This is a genomic window from Streptomyces sp. NPDC006879 (assembly GCF_042869595.1).
In the GTDB taxonomy this organism is placed as follows: Bacteria; Actinomycetota; Actinomycetes; order Streptomycetales; family Streptomycetaceae; genus Streptomyces.
In genome coordinates, this window is record NZ_JBIAGC010000009.1 from 164430 (window position 1) to 186494 (window position 22065).

The window sequence follows — 22065 nt, forward strand, 5'->3', positions numbered from 1 at the left end:
ACCGGGGCTGGGCCGTCAGTGGTGGGCGGAGGCCCGTGAGAGAGCCGTGGTGGCCCGGGCCAGCAGCGCCAGAGCCGCCACCCCGCACGCCACGGCGGGCACCGCTTCGGGGCCAGCCGTCTCGGTCAGCGCCTCGACGGGCCGGGCGGCCCAGGACAGCGCCGGAACCCGGCTGGCCAGGGCGGCCGTGAGGGCAGCCGCTTCGAAGGCGCAGGCCGCCCCGAGGCCGGTGGCTGCCGCGTCGGAGAAGCCGTGGACGCTCAGCAACCTCGCGAGGAAGAGCAGGCTTCCCAGTGCGACTCCCGCGGTGAGTGGGCCTCCGGTGCGTCCGGCCAACAACAGCAGGCCGGTCAGCGCCGCGACGTACAGGGCGCAGACCGTGAGGAGCAGTGGCCTCACCCCGCTGGCGAACTCCTCCAACGCCCGACTGCCGATCAGCCGCCGCCGGGCGAGGGCGGAGAAGAGGCCGGCACACCACACCGCCGGCGCCAGCGCGAGGACGAGGGCCGTGATGGTGCGGAACTCGGGGCGCCACAGGTGATCCGGGCCGCCCTGGAGCACCGAGCCGAGGAGCCCGTCGCCGCACACCGCGTAGGCGAGCAGGCCGAAGGCGCAGATTCCGCCGGCCGGTCCCCCCTGAGCCGGTGAGCGCAACGGCCCGGCACGTAGTGCGGGCACCAGGGTGACGAGGACCACGAGTGTTCCCCCGAGGCCCGTCCACAGCCGGGTCTGGCCGGTGGACAGCCAGACGGCGGCGGCTGTGAGCAGGGCCAGGGCGCCCGGCAGCAGGGCGAGGAGGTGGGCACGGCCAGTCGGGTGGCTCCCGCCCTTTCGGGTGCCACCACGGTGGGCCGGTGCGCTCGCTTCGAGGCTCGGTTCCACGCGCGGTACCCGGGCGTACAGCTCCTCCGCGAGGGAGAAGACGTCGCGGTGTCGGAACCGGGCGGCCGTACGGTCGGTCAGACCGTGCGCTTCGAGCCCGGCGGCGATTTCGAGGGGGTCCACTGCCCTTTCACACAAGGCACGGTGACGGTGCATCAGCACCTTGACCGGGTCTCCGACGCCCCGCCTGCGGCTGGCGGGGGCAGGGTCTGCCGCGGGAAGCGGTCTGGTGTGTGGGGGTGCGGCAGTCAACGCGGTGTCGTCGGTCATACGGTCGCCTCCGGGTTCGGGGCCCAGTCAGGTGCGCCCGCGGTCCAGCGACCGGGGACGGAGGCCTCGGGCGGGTGGGCGAAGGGGGTCTCGTCAAGGGTGTCCCTGCGGACCGGGCTGTGCGAGATGAGTTCGAGGTACATGCCGCGGAAGGCGGCGAGGTTCTGTTCCACGCTGAAGAGTTCGAGTGCGCGCGCCCGCGCCGCGGCGCCCAGGCGTTGGGCGCGCGCTGGATCGTGGAGCAGCGCGAGGCAGGTGTGGGCGAAGGCCCGCGGATTGCGTGGGGGGACCACCAGCCCGGTGCCGCCGATGACCTCGCAGACCGCACCCACGTCCGTCGAGACGGTGGCCCGTGCGCAGAACATCGCTTCCACCAGGCTGACGGGAAAGCCTTCGACCACGCTGGAGAGCACCACGACCCGACCTGACGCGTAGGCGTCCGCGGCTTCGGGCGCATCTGGCCCACCGATCTCCTCGAAGGTGACCGGGTTCTCGCCGACGGCCGTCGCGTCCACGGCCTCATCGGGGAAGAGTTGGGCGGCCAGGGCCCGGCAGTGGGAGAGATAGGTCGGTGACTGCGGACCGTGGGTCGGGGCTGCGAAGATCCGCAGGCGGGCCTCGGGGTGTTGGCGGCGCACTTCGGCGAAGGCGTGCAGGAGACCGATGAGGTCCTTGGCCGGCTCCACCCTGCCGACCCAGACCAGCGTGTGTGGATCGCCCTGGTCGGCCGCCTCACCTACGGTGGCGAATCGGTCCGCCTCGACTCCCGGATGGACGGTGCGGAGCTTCGCGCGCGGAGCGCCACCGCGCTCCTGCCAGCGGCGGGCGTGGCCGTTGCCGGGCGTGAGGAGGTCAGCCTGCCGGTAGATTTCGGCCGCGAGCCGGCCGTGGAATCCCGCGAGCAGGGCGCGTACGGGGGCGCTCAGGGCATCGGGGTGTTCAGCGCTTCCGAGGTGGTGCGCGCGTAATTGCACGCCGTACTCGGTGACCAGGAGCGGAACCCCGAAGAAGCGTTTGGCCAACAGGCCGGGCAACGCGGCGACACCGCCCGAAGCGGCATGGCAGATGTCCACCTCGCCCAGCGAGTCGTACCAGTCCAGGGAGAGCGGTCGCAGCGCGCGCTCCAACAGGTCCGCGAAGACGAGGAGGTCAGGAACCTGGGCGGCGTGCACACCGGGGAGCGCACCGGGCGCGTGGCAGGCCGACTCCAGAGCGCGTACGGCGACCTCCGAGCGGAGCGCGGCGTACAGACCGCCCTCCTCGCGGGCGAGCTGGGCCAGCCCGTACAGGCCGTCAGCGAACCGGTCCGCGGAATCGGTGCACAGCCCGACGGCCAGGGCCCGGTAGTGGCCCACGAACCGTTTGCGCGTGGAGCGTCGATGGCTACGGCCGTCGTCCTCGGGGGCCCAGAGCGGGGCGGTGCGCACGGCACGCACCTGTGGGGGCAGCGCAAGGCGGTGCTGCTGCTCCTGATCGGCGCTCCGGCTGAGCGCGTACACCTCGAACTCGTGCTGGGTGAGGCCGCGCACCAGCCGGTCGCACCAGCGCCACCCCTCCCCCACGGCATACGGATAGCCGCCTTCCGTGAGCAGTCCGATCCGCATGAGCGCACCCCCGTTCTCCCGTTCCGTGCAGGTCCGCCGTCGATCTGGCGACCTGCTGCGGGAGAACTCAAGCGGATCCGCGAGTAACACGATGGACGGTTGTCCGTCGCGCCACCGGAAGGGGTGAAGAGTCGTAACTTTCCCGGCCGTGCCGCGTTCGATCGCGGTAGGACCGCACACCCGGACCACGCGCACCGAAGTGCGCCGGCGGCGACCCGGTCATCCGGGCCCGTGGCGCCCCGACCACGGCGTGGCCCCGCCCCGGCGAGGCAGCGACACCGTTACGGCTGCTCAGTTCCCCGGGTAGACCCACTGGTTGGGGCGACACTTGATGCCGCCGATCTCCAGTGACTTGGTCTGCTGCTGCATCACGGGAGCCAGCGCGCCCGGAGTGCTGCAATTGACGTGCCCGTGGCCAAGTCGATGACCGATCTCATGGTTGATCAGCATCTGCCGGTAAGCAGCGATCTGCGGGCCGTACGTCTCCGAGCCCTGTGCCCAGCGGAAGCCGTTGATCATCACCCGCTCGGTGGCGGAGGAATCGCAGGAGACGTTGTCGACGGTGGTGTCGAGGCCCGACTTGGCGCACCAGTGCGCGGTGGTACCCGGGCTGGCCAGGGTGATCACGAACTCGGCCGCACCCGAGGAGACCCGCTCGAAGGTCAGCTTCCCGCCGTGTGCCCAACCGCGCTCGTCGTTCAGGGTGCGCTGGACCGCCTCGGCGAACAGCGCCGCGTCCAGACCGAGGTTCTCCTCCACCTCTACGCGGTACCGCACTAGCCGCCCCTTACCCGGCGCCGCCACGAATCCCGGTACCACCTCGAAGCGCCCCGACCCCTTGAGTCCGGGGTCGATGGAACTGCTCTCAGCGAGCTTCTCCTCGTAGGTCTTCTCGACCGGCGCCGTCCCCAACTGCGCCTCCTCGGAGGCGGTCCGCTGATCGGAGCGCGAGGTGAGGCCCCCGTCCGTGCGCCCCTCCCCCGCGTTGCTGCTCTGCGCGCTCAGCCGCCCCTCTTCCTCACTGGCGACCTGCTGGGCGACGACCACCGCGAGCACGGTGGTGACGGCGGCAGCGGCCATCCCGGTGTACAGGCGCCCCCGGCCCCGGCTTCTGGCCGGCACGCCGGACTCCACGGGAGCACGCGGCCCGGGTACCGCCGCCGGCTCGGCGAAGGCCGAGTCGAAAGCGGCGACGCTCTCCGGGGCGGGTGGCGGCGGGGACTCGCGCCGAGGCCGCGGGAAGGGCGCGGGCGCGGAAGGCGCCCGCACCGGTGTGCCACGCCAGTCCCCGTAGACCGATCCGACGTCCCCCGAAGGCGTCTCGGCGACGGTGCCCCAACCACCTCCGGGCTCACGGATCTCGGGGTGCCCGCCCCGAACCGGCTCCACCCAGCCGTCCACCACCGGTATCGCACCGGTCGTGTCCTGCGGGTAGCCGCCGCCCTGCCCGTACGGGGCGAGGCGAGCACTCTGCCGCCCCGTGTCGTACGGATCGTGGCCCGCGTACCCGCCCGGACCGGCTGTGGGGTACTCCGAGGGCCCCGGCTGTTGCGGCGCCACCGGCGCGGGGCCGGGCTCGGGCACCGGCCCTTTGCGACTATGTCGTCCCACCCGAACCTCAGCTCCCGCCACTGTCTTGGTCTTCACCGAGCAGATCCCTGAAGGCCGCGGCGACCCTCTCGGGGTACTCCATCATCGCCACGTGTCCGGCGTCCGGGAGCGTCAGCAGCCGCGAGCGGCAGAAGGCAGCTGCTGCCCGGCGGGCCATTCGGTAGGAGACGAGTCGGTCCCGCCCTCCGTACACGAGCAGGGTCGGTACGAGCACCCGCTCGGCCTGACGCCACAGTCCGTGCTGGCCACCGAGGGTGTAGGCGTCGACGATGCCTCGTGAGGAGCGGGACATCGCCTCCCAGAAGTAGGGGAGTGCCATCCGACGCTCCGTTTCCTCCACCGCATGCCGAAATCCCTCCGGCGTCACCCGTGCGGGGTCCCCGTAACAAAGGGCCGTCACCCCACGGGTGCGTTCTTCCGCACTCCAGTCCCGGGTGAGCCGGGCGAACAGCGGGGCGGCCCCGGGCAGCGCGAGGAGCGCGGTGGGCACCGCCGACCGCTGTACCCGCAACTCCGGCAGGGCCGGGGAGATCAGGGTGAGGGTGCGCACCAGGTCGGGCCGGACGGCCGCGACGCGGGTAGCGACCGCGCCGCCCATCGAGTTGCCACAAAGATGCACCGGGCCGCGGCCACTGGCGTCGAGGTGACGAATCACCGCACGGGCGTGCGCGGTGACCGAGTAGTCCCGATCGGCCGGCGGCGGGGAATCGCCGAACCCGGGCAGGTCGATCGCCTCACAGTCGACCAGTTCCTCGACGAGGGGCATCAGCGCCGACCAGTTCTGCGAGGAACCGCCGAGCCCGTGCACGAAGAGGGCGGGCGGCAGTCCGGGGCGCACCGGGGGTCGGGAACGCACAGTGAGCGTCAGCCCGGGCAGCGCCGCGGACCGCAACTGCTCCCCTTCGGCGATTCGCACGGTGCTCGTCGGTGCGGTCACCTTGGGGGTGACGCTCACATCGGGCAGCTCGGTCGACGACATGGGGCAATGTTACGAGACGATCACGCCGGGGCTCGTGTGTTCGCCGTCACAGACCCACGTAGCGTCCTGCCGTTGACCCTCCTAGGCTCTTAGGTGAGGGCGGCGCGGCCAGGGCCGCCCGTGGCCCCGCGGAAAGAGGGGAACTCCATGACAGTCGACCCTGCGGAACCGGACACCTTCCAGGACCAGTTCCAGGAGGCGCTCGACGCCGAGGCCCCGGAGGCGGACGCGGCGGAACAGCACGCGGACCTGAGTCCCCAGAAGGACGACTCGCTCACGGAACGTGACCGCGACAAGGCCAACGAGGCGGACGTCGTGGACCAGTCCAAGGTCGTGGCTCTCGACGAGGAGGACTACCGCTGAGTCTTCCCGCACGTCCGCAGGGGTCCGCACACTGAGAAAAAGCAGCGCGGACCCCCCACAACGGGTTACCGAAAAGTACGATGGCGGGCGCAGTGCATTCAGTCACACAGCACTTTTCGGTCGTGCTGGTTCCAAGGAGAAAGCGGGAGGCGGCGTGACAGCCATCGAGCAGACAGAGGCGGCGCGCCCGCGGGGCACCCGCCTGCCGCGCCGTGCCCGACGCAATCAGTTGCTGGGCGCAGCACAGGAAGTCTTTGTCGCCCAGGGGTACCACGCGGCTGCGATGGACGACATCGCCGAGCGGGCCGGCGTCAGCAAGCCGGTGCTCTACCAGCACTTCCCGGGGAAACTGGACCTCTACCTCGCGCTGCTCGACCAGCACTGCGAATCGCTGCTCCAGGCCGTGCGCGGAGCTCTGGAGTCGACCACCGACAACAAGCTGCGCGTGGCCGCGACCATGGACGCGTACTTCGCCTACGTCGAGGACGAGGGCGGCGCCTTCCGGCTGGTCTTCGAATCCGACCTGACCAACGAGCCCGCCGTGCGCGAGCGGGTCGACCGGGTTTCGCTGCAGTGCGCGGAGGCGATCTCCGACGTCATCGCCGAGGACACGGGCCTGGCCAAGGACGAGTCGATGCTGCTAGCCGTGGGCCTCGGCGGCGTCTCTCAGGTGGTCGCGCGCTACTGGCTGTCCAGCGAAAGCCCGGTTCCTCGGGACAAGGCGGTGCAACTGCTGACCTCCCTGGCCTGGCGTGGCATCGCGGGCTTCCCGCTGCACGGGACGGACGCTGCCGCCCACTGACCCGGCGCCCCCGACGGGGGCCCCGAGGCCCGTCGGTGTTCGCTGCCAGCGTGCGGCAGTGCGTCCTTCCCGATCCCCTGACCGAGCTAATGTGTCGGGGTAGGGCGCGGTGATCGCGCACCCCAGACCGTCGGAGGGACGTAGCCGTGGAGGTCAAGATCGGCGTGCAGCACGCACCCCGGGAGATCGTGCTGGAAAGCGGGCTGTCTGCCGAGGAGCTCGAAGGCGTCATCGCCGATGCGCTGTCCGGCAAGAGCGCGGTGCTCAGCCTGACGGACGACAAGGGCCGCAAGGTCCTCGTGCCGTCCGCCAAGCTGGCGTACGTGGACATCGGCGAGCCGTCCGTCCGCAAGGTGGGGTTCGGCGCGCTGTAAGCCGGGCGTCACACACAACTGAGAAAAACGGTCTGGTGGTTGCTCCACCGGGCCGTTTTTCTGTGTGCGCTGGGGTTCATCTGGGTTGTCCTCGGCCAGCGCCGGGTAGGACCGCCAAGGACCGATTTGCCCCTGACTGGCGGGAGGGATCCATGATTTTCGAAGCGCTCGGAGCTGCTGCGCTCGGCCTGGGCCTGTCATGGTTGGCCGTCCGCCGGCTGCCACACCGGCTGCCGGCCGGGTCCGTGGTCCTCACGACCGGCGGCACCGCGGCGCTCTTCGGCGCCGGCCTGACGCACTACGCCCTCGACTCCGGGAACCTCGCCGCCACCCTCACCGGGGCTGTCGCGGTGACCTCGGTGGTGGTCTCGCTCCTGCTGCGGCCGGCCCCCGGGAGGTCCCTTTCGGTCCCCTCCGGAGGCTGACGGGAGCTCAGGCTCGCCAGCGGACCGGCGCCCCGGGAGCGGGCAGGACGGGGTCTGACACCGGCTCAGGCAGCCAGACCCAGCGCGGCCATCCTCTTGGTGTGCGCCTCGGTGATGCGGGAGAACATCCGCCCCACCTCGGCCAGGTCGAAGCCCGCCGCCATACCGTCGACCCCGCCGACGAGCATGGTGGACAGGGCGTCGCGTTCGGCGACGACCCGCTGGGCCTGCGAAAGCGCCTCGCCCATCAGCCGGCGTGCCCACAACGCGAGACGTCCGCCGACCCTCGGATCCGCTTCGATGGCGGCCCGCACCTTCTCCACCGCGAAATTGCCATGTCCGGTGTCGTCGAGCACACCGAGCACCAGCGAGCGGGTGTCGGAGTCCAGACGGGCCGCCACCTCACGGTAGAAGTCACTCGCGATGGAGTCCCCCACATATGCCTTGACCAGGCCTTCCAGCCAGTCCGACGGGGCAGTCTGACGGTGGAAGTCGTCCAGCGCCTTGGCGAAGGGTTCCATCGCCGCGGTCGGCTCGGTGTCGATCGCGGCCAGTCGGTCCCGCAGCTGCTCGAAGTGGTGGAACTCGGCGGAAGCCATCTTCGCCAGCTCCGCCTTGTCCCCCAGGGTCGGCGCCAGCTTGGCATCCTCCGCGAGTCGCTCGAAGGCCGCCAGCTCCCCGTACGCGAGCGCGCCCAACAGATCCACGACCGCTGCGCGGTACTGCGGGGAGGCGGAGGCGGTCGCCCAGTCCTGGGCGGCGATCCCGGTCAGTTCTTCGGCGGTGCCGGCGTTGTCAGACGTCTCCATGCTGGGCACAATAGCCCGCCCGGCGAGCCGCGTAGGGCTCTGGTCATCAGAGGCGAACAGGCGCCCCCGAGGAATTCACCCGACACACCTGCGCGATTCCGGGGTACAGTGGTAATGCGCCTGCCGAAAGAATCGGCGGGCCATCCGAATGAGGATGCCCGGTCGGTGGCCCGATCGGCTCCAACCGACCGCCCTCCGCGTGGTGAGCATGTTCAGATGCCGCCGCCCATGAGGGGCCCCCTCAGCGGCACGAGCGCCTGAGCGAAGGCTGTGGTCCCGCGCCATCCGGCCCGATAGCGGCCGGCGATCGAACGGCTCGGTAAGACCCCCCTCGCCGCTTCGCGCCGCGTCTCACAGAAGAGGCAGCACCCTGACTACGTTCCGAGAGCTCGGGATCTTCCCCGAGACCGCCGAAGCCCTTGAGGCCGTCGGCATCGTGTCCCCCTTTCCCATCCAGGAGATGACCCTCCCCGTCGCCCTTTCCGGCACGGACGTCATCGGCCAGGCCAAGACCGGAACCGGCAAGACGCTCGGTTTCGGCCTTCCGCTACTTGAGCGCGTGGTCGTCCCCGCGGACGTCGAGGCAGGTCGGGCCAGGCCCGAGCAGCTGACTGACGCTCCGCAGGCGCTCATCGTCGTCCCGACCCGCGAGCTGTGCACGCAGGTGACCAATGACCTGCTGACCGCGGGCAAGGTGCGCAACGTCCGCGTCCTGGCCATATACGGCGGCCGTGCCTACGAGCCGCAGGTCGAGGCGTTGCAGAAGGGCGTGGACGTCATCGTCGGCACGCCCGGCCGTCTGCTGGACCTCGCGGGCCAGAAGAAGCTGAACCTCTCCCACATCAAGGCGCTCGTCCTCGACGAAGCCGACGAGATGCTCGACCTGGGCTTCCTGCCGGATGTCGAGAGGATCATCAGTCTGCTTCCGGCGAGCCGCCAGACGATGCTGTTCTCGGCGACCATGCCGGGTGCGGTCATCGGCCTGGCCCGCCGCTACATGTCGCAGCCCACGCACATCCGCGCCACCTCGCCGGACGACGAGGGCGCCACGGTGGCGAACATCACCCAGCACGTCTTCCGCGCGCACTCCATGGACAAGGCCGAGATGGTCTCCCGGATCCTGCAGGCCGACGGTCGTGGGCTGGCGATGATCTTCTGCCGCACCAAGCGGACCGCGGCCGACCTCGCCGAGCAGTTGGACAAGCGTGGCTTCGCTTCCGGCGCCGTACACGGCGACCTCGGGCAGGGCGCCCGTGAACAGGCCCTGCGCGCCTTCCGTAACGGCAAGGTCGACGTGCTCGTCTGCACCGATGTCGCCGCCCGTGGCATCGATGTTGAGGGCGTGACGCACGTCATCAACTACCAGACGCCGGAAGACGAGAAGACCTATCTGCACCGGGTGGGACGTACCGGCCGCGCCGGCGCCTCCGGCACCGCCGTCACCCTGGTCGACTGGGACGACATCCCGCGCTGGCAGCTCATCAACAAGGCGTTGGGCCTGGACTTCAACGACCCGGAGGAGACGTACTCCACCTCCGCCCACCTCTACGAGCTGCTGGGGATTCCCGCCGGCACCAAGGGCGTACTCCCCCGGGCGGAGCGCACCCGCGCCGGTCTTCGGGCGGAACAGGTCGAGGACCTGGGCGAGACGGGTGGTCGCGGCGCCCGCGGCACTCGCCGCCCGGCCGCGAGTGCCGCCGCGCCGGCCGAGGAGCGTCCGGCTCGCACGCGTGCCCCGCGCCAGCGCCGCCGTACCCGCGGCGGTGCCGAAGTCGCTACCCCGGCCGTGGTGCCGGCACCGGCGGAGCCCGCCGAGGACGCATCCGAGGCCGCGAACGAGCCGCGCCGCCCGCGCCGCCGCCGCACCCGCGGCGCGGCTGTCACAGTGGTCGAGGCCCCCGCTGCGGTAGCGACGCTTCCCGAGGCAACGGACACCCCCGAAACCGAGATCGAAGCCAAGCCCCGCCGCCGCACCCGCAAAACCGCGGCAACCACCCCCACCACCGAAACAGCCACGGCAACGGACACCCCCGAAACCGAGGCCGAAACCAAGCCCCGCCGCCGCACCCGCAAAACCGCGGCAACCAAGGAGTCCTGACGCTCGTCGGACTACGACCGATGGCCCGGTATCCGTTGGATGCCGGGCCTTCGGGCTACCCGGGGGTAGCAGGAGTGCGGGCAGTCGGTAGCGTGAGGGCATGAGCAAGCCCCCGCAGCTGACCTTGCCGCAGTGCAGCACCGCGTACCGACTCGCGACCACACGGGGAGAGTTCGCCGTACACGAGGCGCGTCCCACGGGCGAGAGCCGCGGTACGGCACTGCTCGTGCCCGGTTTCACCGGCAGCAAGGAAGACTTCATCGGCCTGCTGGAACCCTTGAGTGGTGCGGGATTCCGGGTCGTCGCCGTGGACGGGCGCGGCCAGCACGAGAGTGGCGGAGTTCCTGAGGAGTCCGCCTACTCCCAGGCGGAGCTGGCCAGGGACGTACTGGCCCAGGCCGCGGCGCTCGGGGACTGCCCCGTGCATCTGGTGGGGCATTCGCTGGGTGGTCTCCTGACCCGGGCCGCCGTGATCCGTGATCCGCGGCCGTTCGCTTCGCTCACCTTGATGAGCAGTGGTCCGGGGGCCATCTCCGAATCCCAGCAGGAGCTGACGAAGATGCTGGTCGCGGCTCTGGAGCAGGTGAGCGACGCCGCCGGAATGGAGTTCGTCTGGCAGGCGATGCGGGCTCAGGACCCGGAGGGTGCCACGGAGCCCGCGGATCTCACGGAGTTCCTGCACCGGCGGTGGTTGGCGAACGTGCCGCAACAGCTCATCGCCACCGGACGGCAGCTGATCTGCGAACCGGACCGGGTCGCCGAGTTGGCCTCGGCCGCGGATGGTTCCCTACCGCTGCACGTGTTGTCGGGGGCGGTCGACTATGCCTGGCCGGTCGAGTCGATGGACGAGATGGCCCGGAGGTTGGGTGCGCGGCGCACCGTGATCACGGGCACCGGTCATTCCCCGAACGCCGAGGACCCGGTGGGAACCGCCGCGGCGCTGATCGACTTCTGGGCTTCGGTCGGCTCCTGACGGGAGTGCGCCACGAGCGGGCCGGACGCCCGGTGCCTCTCCACCGGGTCCCGTCCGGGTGGCGCACCAGGGTCAGTACTGCGACTGGAGGTGGGACCAGAAACCGTCCCGCAGAGCTCTGCGCAGATCGGCCTGCCCGCGCAGTGAGTACCTCAACAGCGCCTCGGCCTCGACGAGGAGTTCCTGGTCGACCGCGCCGGGCAGGTAGGGCTGTCCCGGTAGGAGCTCGGCGAGGGTGCCGCGGCCACGGGCAGCGAGCCAGGTCGCCGCGATCTGCGCCCCGACGAAGCGTACGTCTTCGCGGTTCGGCCGCTGGTTTCCCTCGTGGTCCGGCTCCTGGGCCGCCGCTACGGGTCTGCGAGTGACGTAGGGCTTGCAGAATTCGAGGTCGAAGACCCGCTGGCTGTCCACCTCCCACAGCAGCGGTTCGGCCTGGTTGCGCCCCTCGACGGCCTCGATCCCCCACAGGTGCACCCGGGCCCCGTACCCTTGGGCGGCCTCGACTGCGGACACCAGGTCCTCATCGCCTCCCACCAGTGCGGCATCGCTGATCGCGCGGTGTCGGGCCAACGACTCCAGGTCGTTGCGGATGAGGGAGTCGACGCCCTTCTGCTGGTTGTTGGCATTGAGATTGCCCAGGCGCACCTTGACGTCGGGGAGTTCGGCGATGGACTGCTGCTCGACGGTGTGGATGCGACGCCGGGCGCCGTCGTACCAGTAGACGCGCAGCAGCCGGCTGTCAGCGAATATCGTTCGCGCCTTGTCGATGAAGGCTTCGATGAGGCCTTCGGAGTCGAGGTCGAAGGAGCGGCGGTCCTCAGTTCCGGCCACGAGACGGCCCGCTGCCGCGTACACGTATCCGGCGTCGACGAAGATCGCATGGGTCGAGGGCGTCTTGGCGACCTCCGCCAGCATGCGCTGGAGGAGCTCATTGGTCCGCTCAAGACGCGCGGCGATCTCGTCTTCCATAGAATCTGATTCTCCCGGGCGTGACGCAGCCCACACAACCGGTCGGGTTACCGACCAGTTGTTAGCAAGTGAAAAAATTTCCTTAGCGTAGGGAATGATTTCACTATGCACCTCGTTGTCACCTGTGTCAGCGAGCGAAGAAGACGAAGGGAGAAGCCCATGCGCTTCGAGATCATGCGCCTGGACGACGTCGACGGGACCGCCGTGGACACCACCGTCGTGGACGCCGCCTCCGTCAACCGGATCGTGCAGCAGGCCGCCTCGATCGGCCAGCGCATCTACATCCGCCCCGCCGAGAGTGCGGCCTCATAACCGCTGCGTGATTGGCCCCATCCATGCGTCTGCGCCCCCGTGCCGAATCCGGCACGGGGGCGCAGGCACAACCACACGATCACGCGCTGTGGACCACCTGAAGCACCCCGTTGATGATCTGCTGCACGGCGATCGCGGAGAGCATCATGCCGGCGAGGCGCGTCACCAGGACAACGCCACCGTCCTTGATGACGCGAATGATCACCAGCGAGTACCGCATGGTCAGCCAGAGCACGATGTGCATCGCGACGATCGCGGACCAGACAGAGAGCTGACCGGAGACACCATCGGCCTTCTGGACCGCCAGGATGACCGAGACGATGGCGCCGGGCCCGGCCAGCAGCGGCATGCCCAGTGGCACCAGCGCCACGTTCACGTCCTTGGTCTGGGTCGGTTCGTCGGTCTTCCCGGTGAGCAGGTCGAGTGCGATCAGCAACAGCAGCAGACCGCCGGCGATCATCAGTGCGGGAACCGAAACGTGCAGATAGTCGAGGATCTGCTGACCGCAGATGCCGAACACCGCGATGACGCCGAAGGCGACGGCGACAGCCTGCCAGGCCATCCGGCGTTGCACCTTGGCGGCGCGCCCCGAGGTCAACGCCAGGAAGATCGGCGTGATACCCGGGGGGTCCATAATCACAAAAAGGGTGAGAAAAAGGGATCCGAAGACAGCGAAGTCGAACACAGGTGTTGGCCTTGCGAGGAGAAGTCGTACGAGAGACAGGCGGGCGGGATCGACGCGACCCGCGACGGGGAGCAGTGGTGGGGGAGGGCTGACCTCAGGCGCCGGCGCGTCCGCCCGCACCGGGGACGGGGAAGGCGCCGGTGGCACGGCGAGTGATCTCGCCGTAGATCTCGGGGTCAGTGGTGTACTCCCCGAGCCGACAGGTCTTGCGGCTGCCGTGGTAGTCGCTGGAGCCGGTGGTCAACAGACCGAGTTCGGCCGCGATGCCGCGCAGGCGGTCGCGGGAGGGACCGTCGTGGTCCATGTGGTCGACCTCGATGCCGTCCAGTCCGGCCTCCGCGAGTCCCGCTATCACGGCCTGGGGCACCACTTGGCCGCGCTTGACCGCCAGCGGGTGCGCGAACACGCTGACCCCACCCGCCGCCTTGACCAGGCGGACGGCCTCGAAGGGGTCGAGCTCGTGCTTCTGCGCGTAGGCCCGGCCGCCGTCGGCCAGCCAGTCAGCGGTGAAGGCGTCCGAGACCGTGGGGACCACGCCCAGTTCGACCATGGCGCTGGCGATGTGCGGGCGACCCACCGAACCGGTCCCGGCGATCCGGGCAACCCGGTCCCAGGTGATCGGTACGCCGAGTTCCTGAAGGGTGGCCACCATCGCGCGGGCTCGCGGCAACCGGTCGTCGCGGACGAGCTCGCGTTCGCGTGCCAGCTCCGGCTCGACCGGGTCGAAGAGGTAGGCCAGCAGATGCAGGCTGACCCCGTCGACACGGCAGGACAGCTCCGCGCCGGTGACGAGCGTGAGGTGGGTGTCCAGCGCCGCCAGTGCCTCGATCGCCTCGGCGTGGCCGGCGACGGTGTCATGGTCGGTGAGTGCCACCACGTCCAGCCCGGCGGCGACCGCGCCGTGGACCAGCTCGGCGGGGGTGTCCGTACCGTCGGACGCCGTGGAGTGGGTGTGCAGATCGATGCGCACAGCACGACTCCAGGGGTGGTACGGACAGGGGGACACTCCAGGATAACCGGGCCGAACCCGCCCGCCGTCCACGGCCGCCACCTCAGGTGGCCGGCGGCAGGTCCAGGAGCCGGGGTGAGAGCGCACCACAGGGCAGGAGTTCGACTTCGGCGCCGGCATCACGCAGGTCGGTGAGGACGAGCTCGTCGTACATGAGCAGGCCGGACTTCTCGGGCCAGACGATCGCCCAGAGCCAGAGCCCGCACGCCTCGCCGGCGAAGACCGCCCGGTCGGTGGGGGTGTGGGAGACGTGCCACAGCGGGGTGGGGCGCCCGGCGGCGACCACCTTCGCGTGCGGTGCGCCGGAGATGTTCATGTAGGGGCCCGGGTCCGGTCCGTCGACCCCGGCGAAGCGGGAGCCCAGCCCCACGCCGAGCTCCTCGGCGACGAGCAGGAGCTCTCCGATCCCGCCGAGCGGACCGGGCCCGGAGCATGCCACCGCGGTCGCCCGGCCGCCGCTGCGGTCGTCGCCGGCACAGGCGACTCCCGTGAAGAGCCACCCCACCGGGAGCGGCCAGGGCATCCAGACCGGGACGTGGGATCGGTTCACGACGACGCTGAGGCCCTCGACGCTGGGAGGGATGACCGGCTGGAGCGGATGGACGATCCCGTGGACGGGGCACTGCCACGAATCGGCGAAGAGACCGGGTGCCCTGACCCGTCCACCACACTTTGGGCAACTCGGTTCGCCCCTCATAGGGCTCCACGCTCCTCCCCGGTCGCCGTCACGTCAAGGACGATCACCCGTCCGGATGCGATGCGTACCCGACGGCGGCGGGCGTCAGTCCAGCGGCGGGCGTCAGTCCAGCTGAACGGAGGTGCGCCTGGGGTCCCGTAGATCCGTGCCACGGGACAACCAGCGCTCCTGGAGGGCGGATGCGCCGTGCACGCGCTTCCAGGCGGCCTCGTTGGGAGTCATCGGAAGCAGCGGGAGGAAGCGCACCGCCTCCATGGGATCCTCCAGCGCCAAGTCAGCGACCAGGCCGCCCGGTTCGGCCACGAGCACGGAACTGAACGGCGCTCCCGTCCACAGCGGATCGCCGAGGTCGAGCGAGGCGCCTGGGGCCACGACCACACCCTCGACCTGAGGAGAGGCGGCGAGTACGGCCAGCGGACGCAGCACCTCGTCGACGGGGGCGAGGCCGGACCGGAGCGTGAGGAGCAGTTCCGCGCGGGGACCGCGCAGCGGGTCAGCGAGCACGGCGGTCGGATCGGCCATGGGCTGCGCGGACATGCCGAGCGTGGCGTAGCGGACCAGCCCGCCGCGGCCCTCCGGGTCGGGCTCCTGGAAGCGGAGCACCTCGATGCGATCGGTGCCGAGGAAGGTGACGGCCGCACGAGAGTCCGGTTCACCCAGTTTCATCCGGAGTTGAGCTTCCACCAGCGCGAGAAGTTCTGACATGGGCCGAGCATAGAACCCTATGGAGTGGGTAAAGAACAGCTTTTGACCATCCGTCGGCTGATAGTGTTGACCGCTGGTCGGGGTACCAGAACACACGTGGGCAGGCGCATCGGCGCTGCCACCCCTCAACCCCGACGCCAGGTCATCCCCCCACGGGGGGACACGTCGTCCCTCACGGGGGACCGGCTGGAGGAGGTGGGGCTGCGGTGGATCGAAGTCGATCGTGCAGTACCAACAGCTCTTCCGCACCGACCCGCCCCAGGCGACGCCCACCGGCCTGATTTCCCATCACGGGATGCGGTCCGGTCACTCCCCTCCTGTACGGCCCGGACCGCCGTAAGGGCCGGAGTGCCCGACTTCAGCACCGGACCGGCCCGGACGATGGCGTCCCGGCGCCGGCGTGTGACGGAAGCAGCGATGGAAGCACCCTCTCCTCCCGCCCTTCCTTCCGTCCGCCCCGTAGTGGACGGGAGTCCTCCCACCGGCGGCGCGAGCCGCACGAAGGAGCCTGCCATGTCGATGATCCGCGACCTGCGCGCCGTAGTGCGTCCCTCGCTGCGCAAGGCCAGCCCCGCCTACAGCAACTACGACGCCACCCGAGACCCTTCGGCGAGCAGCGCCGTGGTGGACTGTGCGGTCTACCGCCACGGGCGGCGGGTCCAGGAATCCGCCTGCCCGTCGCCGCGCGAGGCGATGCGCGAGGTCCGCGAGGAGGGCGGCTTCGCCTGGATCGGCCTGCATGAGCCGACCGAAGCCGAATTCGCCGGTATCGCACAGGAGTTCGGACTCCACCCGCTGGCGGTCGAAGACGCCGTCCACGCCCACCAGCGCCCCAAGCTGGAGCGCTACGACGAGACGCTGTTCACGGTCTTCAAGACCATCCACTACGTCGAGCACGCCGAACTGACCGCGACCAGCGAGGTGGTGGAGACCGGCGAGGTGATGTGCTTCACCGGACGGGACTTCGTCATCACCGTCCGGCACGGCGGGCAGGGGTCACTCAAGTCCCTGCGCAACCGCCTACAGGACGACCCGGACCTGCTGTCCAAGGGCCCCTCGGCCGTCCTGCACTCGATCGCCGACCATGTCGTGGACGGTTACATCGCGGTGGCCTCGGCGGTCCAGGACGATATCGACTCGGTCGAGAACGAGGTCTTCGCCGCCCCCACCAAGGGCAGCTCACGTGGCACCGACGCGGGCCGGATCTACCAGCTCAAGCGCGAGGTCCTCCAGTTCAAGCGGGCGGTCTCCCCGCTGCTACGTCCGATGCAGCTGCTTAGCGAGCGTCCCATGCGGCTGGTCGACCCCGACATCCAGAAGTACTTCCGGGACGTCGCCGACCACCTGGAGCGGGTCCACGAGCAGGTCACGGGATTCGACGAACTCCTGAACTCCATCCTCCAGGCGAACCTGGCGCAGGCGACCGTCGCGCAGAACGAGGACATGCGGAAGATCACCGCCTGGGCAGCGATCATCGCGGTCCCGACCATGATCTGCGGTGTGTACGGCATGAACTTCGAGCACATGCCTGAGCTCCAGTGGCGCTACGGCTACCCCATGGTGATGACGACGATCGTCGGCATCTGTCTGACCATCCACCGGGCCCTGCGCCGCAACGGCTGGCTCTAACCGACCCGGCCACCCCGCGGCCGTCGGCCGCACCAGCCAGCGGACGACGCGCAGCCCTTACGCTGTCCGCATGACTCTCAGCACGCTCGACCTGGCCCTCGTCGAGGAGGCCACGAAGAAGTCCGGACTGGTCTGGGTCCGTGGCACCGGGCCGGAGCGGGCGCTGTGGCACGCCTGGTTGGACGGGGCCGCCCACGTGCTGGGCGACGGTCCCGGTGAACAGCCCTTCCCGGGCTTGTCCGACGGGTCGGTCGCCGAGGTGACCGTGCGCAGCAAGGACAAGGGCGGACGCCTGGTGACCTGGCGGGCGCAGGTGGTGGAGCTACGGCCTGGCGGCGAAGCCTGGAACACCGCCGTGGCCGAGCTCAAGGGCAAGCGGCTGAACGCACCGGACGGCGAGCGGATGACCGAGCGCTGGGCAAGCCAGTGCCGACTGCTCCGTCTGGAGCCGTTGTCCGTGGACAGCTCGGGCCATCAGGGCTCCCTCGCCGCAGCCCCACTGCCGACGCCGGCGACCACCCGGCAGCCGATCCCGGCGGGTCTGCCGAAGCTGCTGCTCAAGCGGCGCGGACGGGCCAGCGGGCGCTGAGGGGCCGCGCGGCCCCTCGCCGGCCACGAACCTATTCGCCGCCCGGCAGCTCCCGGCCGTAGTCCACCACGTCCGCCTTGTCGGGGGCGACCAGCGGGAACGGCAGATTCCAGTCGGCCAGCTCCACCACCCCCGCGCCGCCGGCCCGTTCCATCCGCAAGGGGTACGGCTGACCGGCGAGGGAGACGTCGAGCCGCCCGCCGTTGCCCTGATCCGCGGTGAGCTGGATCGTGCGGATGCCTGCGACCTTGTTGTACGCGCCCTTCTCGACCCTGCCGTGGAAGCCCACCAGACCGTCGAGCAGGACGTTCTTGTCGGTGAACCCGTGGAGTTGCTTGTACGAGGGGTCGCCGGCGGGCACCCTTACGTACTTGTCCTGGAGCTTGTTCGCGGCCGTCACCGCGTCCTCGTCCGGCTCGCCCGACTCCTCGGCCGCGGAGCCCTGCCCCTCGCCCTCCGCGTCCTTGTGCTCCCAGAAGGTGGCGTCCGCCTTCAGGTAGAGCTGCTCCCCCACCCGCAGCAACTCGAAGGTGCTCTCATCGGAGGTGACCTGCCCCGTCCCGCCGTCCGCCCCGAGCCGCATGTCGAGGCGGTAGGAACGACCGCCGGTGATCACCGTCCCGGACAGCCGTACCGACTGGGCACCGGACATGGCCGCCCGGACCTTCCGCTCGATCTGCTCCGCCGCGAGTTTCCCGACGCCGTTGGTCCCCTCATCGGGGTCCTCCCCACAGCCCGCCGTCGTCACCGTCAGCCCGGCGCACAAAGCGCCGACGAGCGCCGCCCGGCGCAGCCGGGTGGCCGTGGGGAATGCCGTCACGAGCGGGGCCTTTCTACCGTGGAGGGTACGGCGGCAGCGTACCCGGGCCCTCGGTCGGCACCCGTGAGCAGGACGGGCTAGCCTGAAGCCCGGCCAGAACGACACAGGATGACAAACCATCCCGAAGAGACAGAGGAGGAGCGCTCCATGGCAGCCGGCGCCCCCCGGATCTTCGTCTCCCATCTGGCCGGTGTTCCCGTCTTCGACCCGAACGGCGACCAGGTGGGCCGGGTCCGCGACCTGGTGGCGATGCTGCGCGTAGCCGGCCGACCGCCGCGCCTGCTGGGTCTGGTCGTCGAGGTGGTCAGCCGGCGCCGGATCTTCCTGCCGATGACCCGCGTCACCGGAGTCGAGTCCGGCCAGGTAATCACCACCGGGGTGGTGAACATGCGTCGCTTCGAACAGCGCCCCACCGAACGACTGATCCTCGGTGAGCTCCTGGACCGCCGGGTCCGTCTGGTCGCCAGCGGTGAGGAAGTGACCGTCCTGGACGTGGCCATCCAGCAGCTGCCGGCCCGCCGCGACTGGGAGATCGACCGGATCTTCGTACGCAAGGGGAAGGCCGGGGCCTTGCGCCGCCGCGGGGAGGCGCTGACCGTCGAATGGTCGGCGGTCACCGGCTTCTCACTGGATGAGCACGGACAGGGTGCCGAGTCGCTGGTCGCCACCTTCGAACAGATGCGGCCTGCCGACCTGGCGAACGTCCTGCACCACCTGACACCGAAGCGGCGCGCCGAGGTCGCCAACGCCCTCGACGACGATCGGCTCGCCGACGTCCTAGAGGAGCTCCCCGAGGACGACCAGGTGGAGATCCTCGGCAAGCTCCAGGAGGAACGCGCCGCGGACGTGCTGGAGGCGATGGACCCCGACGACGCCGCGGACCTGCTCTCCGAGCTGCCCGAGGACGACAAGGAGCGGCTGCTCACGCTGATGCGCCCGGACGACGCCGCCGACGTGCGGAGGCTGCTCTCCTACGAGGAGCGGACCGCTGGCGGCCTGATGACCACGGAGCCGATCGTGCTGCGCCCCGACGCGACGGTGGCGGACGCCCTGGCCCGGGTGCGCCAGGAGGACCTGTCACCGGCACTGGCGGCACAGGTGTACGTCTGTCGCCCTCCCGACGAGACCCCGACCGGCAAGTACCTGGGCACCGTGCACTTCCAACGACTGCTGCGCGACCCGCCGTTCACACTGGTGAGCTCGATCGTGGACAACGACCTGCCCCCGCTTCCACCGGGCGCCTCGCTACCGGTCATCACCGGCTACCTCGCCGCGTACAACATGGTCGCGGTGCCGGTGGTGGACGAAAGCGGATCGCTGCTCGGCGCCGTCACCGTGGACGACGTCCTGGACCACTTGCTGCCCGAGGACTGGCGCGAGAGCGACTTCCACTCCGAGGAGGCCTTGGGTGGCTGAACACGGACGGGAACACGGCGGTGAGCCCGCCCGGGACCGCCGGGAGGCACTGCGCGAGCGGCGAGAGGCACTGCGGGAGCGCCGCGAGCAGGCGCGTCGCCAGGCACTGGCCGGCCAGACGGAGGAGTCCGCGGCGGAGCGTGCCCGGGAGCGGGAGCGGGCGGAGCGCGCCAAGAACGCGGCCAGCGGTTCGAGCGCCCTGTCGCGTTCGCGAGGCCGTCTGGACTTGCCCCGCGCTCCCCGTCGCACCCTGCTTCCCGAGTACGACCCGGAAGCCTTCGGCCGGGTGTCGGAGCGGATCGCCCGCTTCCTGGGCACCGGACGGTTCATCGTCTGGATGACGATGGTCATCATCCTGTGGGTGCTGTGGAACGTCTTCGCGCCCGCGACCCTGCGCTTCGACGAGTACCCCTTCATCTTCCTGACCCTGGCACTGTCGCTCCAGGCGTCCTACGCGGCCCCGCTGATCCTGCTCGCGCAGAACCGCCAGGACGACCGGGACCGGGTCAACCTGGAACAGGACCGCAAGCAGAACGAGCGGTCCATCGCCGATACGGAGTACCTGACCCGGGAGATCGCGGCACTTCGGATGGGGTTGGGCGAGGTGGCCACCCGGGACTGGATCCGGTCGGAGTTCCAGGATCTGATCAAGGAGATGGACGAACGGCGCTTGCTGCCCGCGGAACGTGACGAAGGCGACCGCTGAGGGTTTTCCCCGGCCCGGCTACCGGGCCGTACCATCGGGGCATGGCTACCGACACCCCCACCGGCGCCCTGCCCACCGAGGACGCGATCCTCGAGGCGCTGGCCACGGTCAACGACCCCGAGATCCACCGGCCGATCACCGAGCTCGGCATGGTCAAGGAAGTGGAGGTCGGCGCGGACGGGGCCGTGCGGGTCACGGTCTACCTGACGGTCTCGGGCTGTCCGATGCGCGAGACGATCACCTCCAACGTGCGAGATGCCGTCAACCGTGTCGAGGGGGTCACCGACGTCCACGTCGAGCTCGACGTGATGAGCGACGAGCAGCGCAAGGAACTGGCCGCCGCGCTGCGCGGGGGCACCGCGGAGCGGGAGGTCCCCTTCGCCAAGCCGGGTTCGCTGACGCGGGTGTACGCGGTGGCCTCCGGCAAGGGCGGCGTCGGCAAGTCCTCCGTCACGGTGAACCTGGCCGCCGCCATGGCCGCCGACGGACTCAAGGTCGGGGTGGTCGACGCGGACATCTACGGCCACAGCGTGCCGCGCATGCTGGGCGCGGACGGCCGCCCCACCCAGGTCGAGAACATGATCATGCCGCCCTCGGCGAACGGCGTGAAGGTCATCTCGATCGGCATGTTCACCCCGGGCAACGCGCCGGTGGTGTGGCGCGGCCCGATGTTGCACCGGGCGCTCCAGCAGTTCCTCGCCGACGTGTACTGGGGCGACCTCGACGTCCTGCTCCTCGACCTGCCGCCGGGCACCGGCGACATCGCGATCTCGGTGGCCCAACTGGTACCCAACGCCGAGATCCTCGTCGTCACCACCCCGCAGCAGGCCGCCGCCGAGGTCGCCGAGCGGGCCGGCTCGATCGCCGTGCAGACCCACCAGAAGATCGTCGGCGTCGTCGAGAACATGGCCGGCCTGCCCTGCCCGCACTGCGACGAAATGGTCGACGTCTTCGGGACCGGCGGCGGCAAACTGGTCGCTGAGGGGCTGACCAAGACCACGGGAGCCACCGTCCCGGTGCTCGGCAGCATCCCGATCGACGTGCGCCTGCGCGAGGGCGGTGACGAGGGCAAGCCCGTCGTCCTCACCGATCCCGACTCTCCGGCGGGAAGCGCGCTGCGCGCCATCGCCGAAAAGCTGGGAGGCCGCCAGCGCGGCCTGTCCGGCATGTCCCTGGGGATCACCCCGCGCAACAAGTTCTGAGCGCACCCGCGCCGAGTGGGGGGGGGGGGGGGGGGGGGGGGGGGGGGGGGGGGGGGGCGGGGGGGCGGGGCCGGGGGGGGGGGCGGGGGGGCGCCCCGCCGGCCCGCCCCCGAGACCCGCCGCCACCGCGCGCGGG

Annotated in this window: 23 protein-coding genes; 12 read left to right on the forward strand and 11 right to left on the reverse strand. The window is 70.4% G+C overall.

Annotation, left to right across the window (positions count from 1 at the left end; all coding sequences use genetic code 11):
- Nucleotides 1-15: 15 nt before the first annotated feature.
- From ACFYMC_RS10375 to ACFYMC_RS10390, 4 genes are all read right to left on the reverse strand, one after another.
- Nucleotides 16-1152 carry a hypothetical protein gene (locus tag ACFYMC_RS10375; RefSeq protein WP_388521768.1) on the reverse strand — a complete coding sequence of 379 codons (1137 nt, stop codon included), beginning with the start codon at nt 1150-1152 and terminating at the stop codon, nt 16-18.
- Complete coding sequence (locus ACFYMC_RS10380) at nt 1149-2756, reverse strand: DUF3492 domain-containing protein (protein ID WP_388521771.1); 1608 nt, start codon at nt 2754-2756, stop codon at nt 1149-1151. Before ACFYMC_RS10380 ends, ACFYMC_RS10375 begins: the two co-directional genes overlap by 4 nt.
- Before the next feature lie 291 nt (nt 2757-3047).
- Nucleotides 3048-4367 (reverse strand): DUF3152 domain-containing protein, encoded by a 1320-nt coding sequence (locus ACFYMC_RS10385; RefSeq protein ID WP_388521864.1) that lies wholly within the window; start codon nt 4365-4367, stop codon nt 3048-3050.
- Between the two features lie 7 nt (nt 4368-4374).
- Nucleotides 4375-5346 carry an alpha/beta fold hydrolase gene (locus tag ACFYMC_RS10390; RefSeq protein WP_388521774.1) on the reverse strand — a complete coding sequence of 324 codons (972 nt, stop codon included), beginning with the start codon at nt 5344-5346 and terminating at the stop codon, nt 4375-4377.
- Nucleotides 5347-5493: 147 nt separating this feature from the next.
- Here ACFYMC_RS10390 and ACFYMC_RS10395 point away from each other — a divergent pair, with 147 nt between their 5' ends.
- The 4 genes from ACFYMC_RS10395 to ACFYMC_RS10410 all read left to right on the forward strand — a co-directional run bounded on the left by ACFYMC_RS10395 (nt 5494) and on the right by ACFYMC_RS10410 (nt 7310).
- Nucleotides 5494-5709 (forward strand): hypothetical protein, encoded by a 216-nt coding sequence (locus tag ACFYMC_RS10395; protein ID WP_388521777.1) that lies wholly within the window; start codon nt 5494-5496, stop codon nt 5707-5709.
- Between the two features lie 154 nt (nt 5710-5863).
- Nucleotides 5864-6511: a TetR/AcrR family transcriptional regulator gene (locus tag ACFYMC_RS10400; protein WP_388521780.1), complete on the forward strand. Its 648-nt coding sequence runs from the start codon at nt 5864-5866 to the stop codon at nt 6509-6511.
- A gap of 146 nt (nt 6512-6657) precedes the next feature.
- Nucleotides 6658-6885, forward strand: coding sequence for a DUF3107 domain-containing protein (locus ACFYMC_RS10405; RefSeq protein ID WP_388521782.1), 228 nt, complete (start codon nt 6658-6660; stop codon nt 6883-6885).
- A gap of 152 nt (nt 6886-7037) precedes the next feature.
- Entirely contained in the window at nt 7038-7310 is a 273-nt protein-coding gene (locus ACFYMC_RS10410) for a hypothetical protein (protein WP_388521785.1), read from the forward strand.
- Between the two features lie 65 nt (nt 7311-7375).
- Here ACFYMC_RS10410 and ACFYMC_RS10415 read toward each other — a convergent pair whose 3' ends face one another.
- Complete coding sequence (locus tag ACFYMC_RS10415; RefSeq protein WP_388521788.1) at nt 7376-8119, reverse strand: ferritin-like fold-containing protein; 744 nt, start codon at nt 8117-8119, stop codon at nt 7376-7378.
- Between the two features lie 460 nt (nt 8120-8579).
- Here ACFYMC_RS10415 and ACFYMC_RS10420 point away from each other — a divergent pair, with 460 nt between their 5' ends.
- Both ACFYMC_RS10420 and ACFYMC_RS10425 read left to right on the forward strand, forming a co-directional pair.
- Nucleotides 8580-10217 carry a DEAD/DEAH box helicase gene (locus ACFYMC_RS10420; protein ID WP_388521791.1) on the forward strand — a complete coding sequence of 546 codons (1638 nt, stop codon included), beginning with the start codon at nt 8580-8582 and terminating at the stop codon, nt 10215-10217.
- A 100-nt stretch (nt 10218-10317) separates the two neighbouring features.
- Complete coding sequence (locus tag ACFYMC_RS10425) at nt 10318-11190, forward strand: alpha/beta fold hydrolase (protein ID WP_388521794.1); 873 nt, start codon at nt 10318-10320, stop codon at nt 11188-11190.
- Nucleotides 11191-11262: 72 nt separating this feature from the next.
- Here ACFYMC_RS10425 and ACFYMC_RS10430 read toward each other — a convergent pair whose 3' ends face one another.
- Entirely contained in the window at nt 11263-12159 is an 897-nt protein-coding gene (locus tag ACFYMC_RS10430; protein WP_388521796.1) for an NYN domain-containing protein, read from the reverse strand.
- A gap of 159 nt (nt 12160-12318) precedes the next feature.
- Between ACFYMC_RS10430 and ACFYMC_RS10435 the strand changes: the two genes are divergently transcribed.
- Nucleotides 12319-12471 (forward strand): hypothetical protein, encoded by a 153-nt coding sequence (locus ACFYMC_RS10435; protein ID WP_388521799.1) that lies wholly within the window; start codon nt 12319-12321, stop codon nt 12469-12471.
- 79 nt (nt 12472-12550) lie between these two features.
- Here the strand turns inward: ACFYMC_RS10435 and ACFYMC_RS10440 are convergent, their stop codons facing one another.
- The 4 genes from ACFYMC_RS10440 to ACFYMC_RS10455 form a co-directional block, all read right to left on the reverse strand.
- Nucleotides 12551-13156 carry a MarC family protein gene (locus tag ACFYMC_RS10440; protein WP_388521802.1) on the reverse strand — a complete coding sequence of 202 codons (606 nt, stop codon included), beginning with the start codon at nt 13154-13156 and terminating at the stop codon, nt 12551-12553.
- Nucleotides 13157-13250: 94 nt separating this feature from the next.
- Entirely contained in the window at nt 13251-14126 is an 876-nt protein-coding gene (locus tag ACFYMC_RS10445; RefSeq protein ID WP_388521805.1) for a PHP domain-containing protein, read from the reverse strand.
- An 82-nt stretch (nt 14127-14208) separates the two neighbouring features.
- On the reverse strand, nt 14209-14862 hold the full coding sequence (locus ACFYMC_RS10450; RefSeq protein WP_388521807.1) for a DUF6758 family protein: 654 nt from the start codon (nt 14860-14862) through the stop codon (nt 14209-14211).
- Nucleotides 14863-14964: 102 nt separating this feature from the next.
- The gene (locus tag ACFYMC_RS10455) at nt 14965-15567 is read right to left on the reverse strand and encodes a suppressor of fused domain protein (RefSeq protein WP_388521810.1); all 603 of its coding nucleotides are present in this window, start codon (nt 15565-15567) and stop codon (nt 14965-14967) included.
- A gap of 513 nt (nt 15568-16080) precedes the next feature.
- On the opposite strand from ACFYMC_RS10455, the gene ACFYMC_RS10460 reads away from it, so the two are divergent.
- Entirely contained in the window at nt 16081-17196 is a 1116-nt protein-coding gene (locus ACFYMC_RS10460; protein ID WP_388521813.1) for a magnesium and cobalt transport protein CorA, read from the forward strand.
- 70 nt (nt 17197-17266) lie between these two features.
- Nucleotides 17267-17785, forward strand: a complete 519-nt coding sequence (locus ACFYMC_RS10465; RefSeq protein WP_388521816.1) for a hypothetical protein — start codon at nt 17267-17269, stop codon at nt 17783-17785.
- A gap of 31 nt (nt 17786-17816) precedes the next feature.
- On the opposite strand, the gene ACFYMC_RS10470 is transcribed toward ACFYMC_RS10465, so the two are convergent.
- Nucleotides 17817-18605, reverse strand: a complete 789-nt coding sequence (locus ACFYMC_RS10470) for a hypothetical protein (protein ID WP_388521819.1) — start codon at nt 18603-18605, stop codon at nt 17817-17819.
- 147 nt (nt 18606-18752) lie between these two features.
- Here ACFYMC_RS10470 and ACFYMC_RS10475 point away from each other — a divergent pair, with 147 nt between their 5' ends.
- The 3 genes from ACFYMC_RS10475 (at nt 18753) to ACFYMC_RS10485 (ending at nt 21929) form a co-directional block, all read left to right on the forward strand.
- On the forward strand, nt 18753-20021 hold the full coding sequence (locus ACFYMC_RS10475; protein ID WP_388521821.1) for a magnesium transporter MgtE N-terminal domain-containing protein: 1269 nt from the start codon (nt 18753-18755) through the stop codon (nt 20019-20021).
- 106 nt (nt 20022-20127) lie between these two features.
- Nucleotides 20128-20727: a DUF1003 domain-containing protein gene (locus ACFYMC_RS10480; protein ID WP_388521866.1), complete on the forward strand. Its 600-nt coding sequence runs from the start codon at nt 20128-20130 to the stop codon at nt 20725-20727.
- Between the two features lie 68 nt (nt 20728-20795).
- Entirely contained in the window at nt 20796-21929 is a 1134-nt protein-coding gene (locus ACFYMC_RS10485) for an Mrp/NBP35 family ATP-binding protein (RefSeq protein WP_388521868.1), read from the forward strand.
- Nucleotides 21930-22065 lie beyond the last annotated feature (136 nt).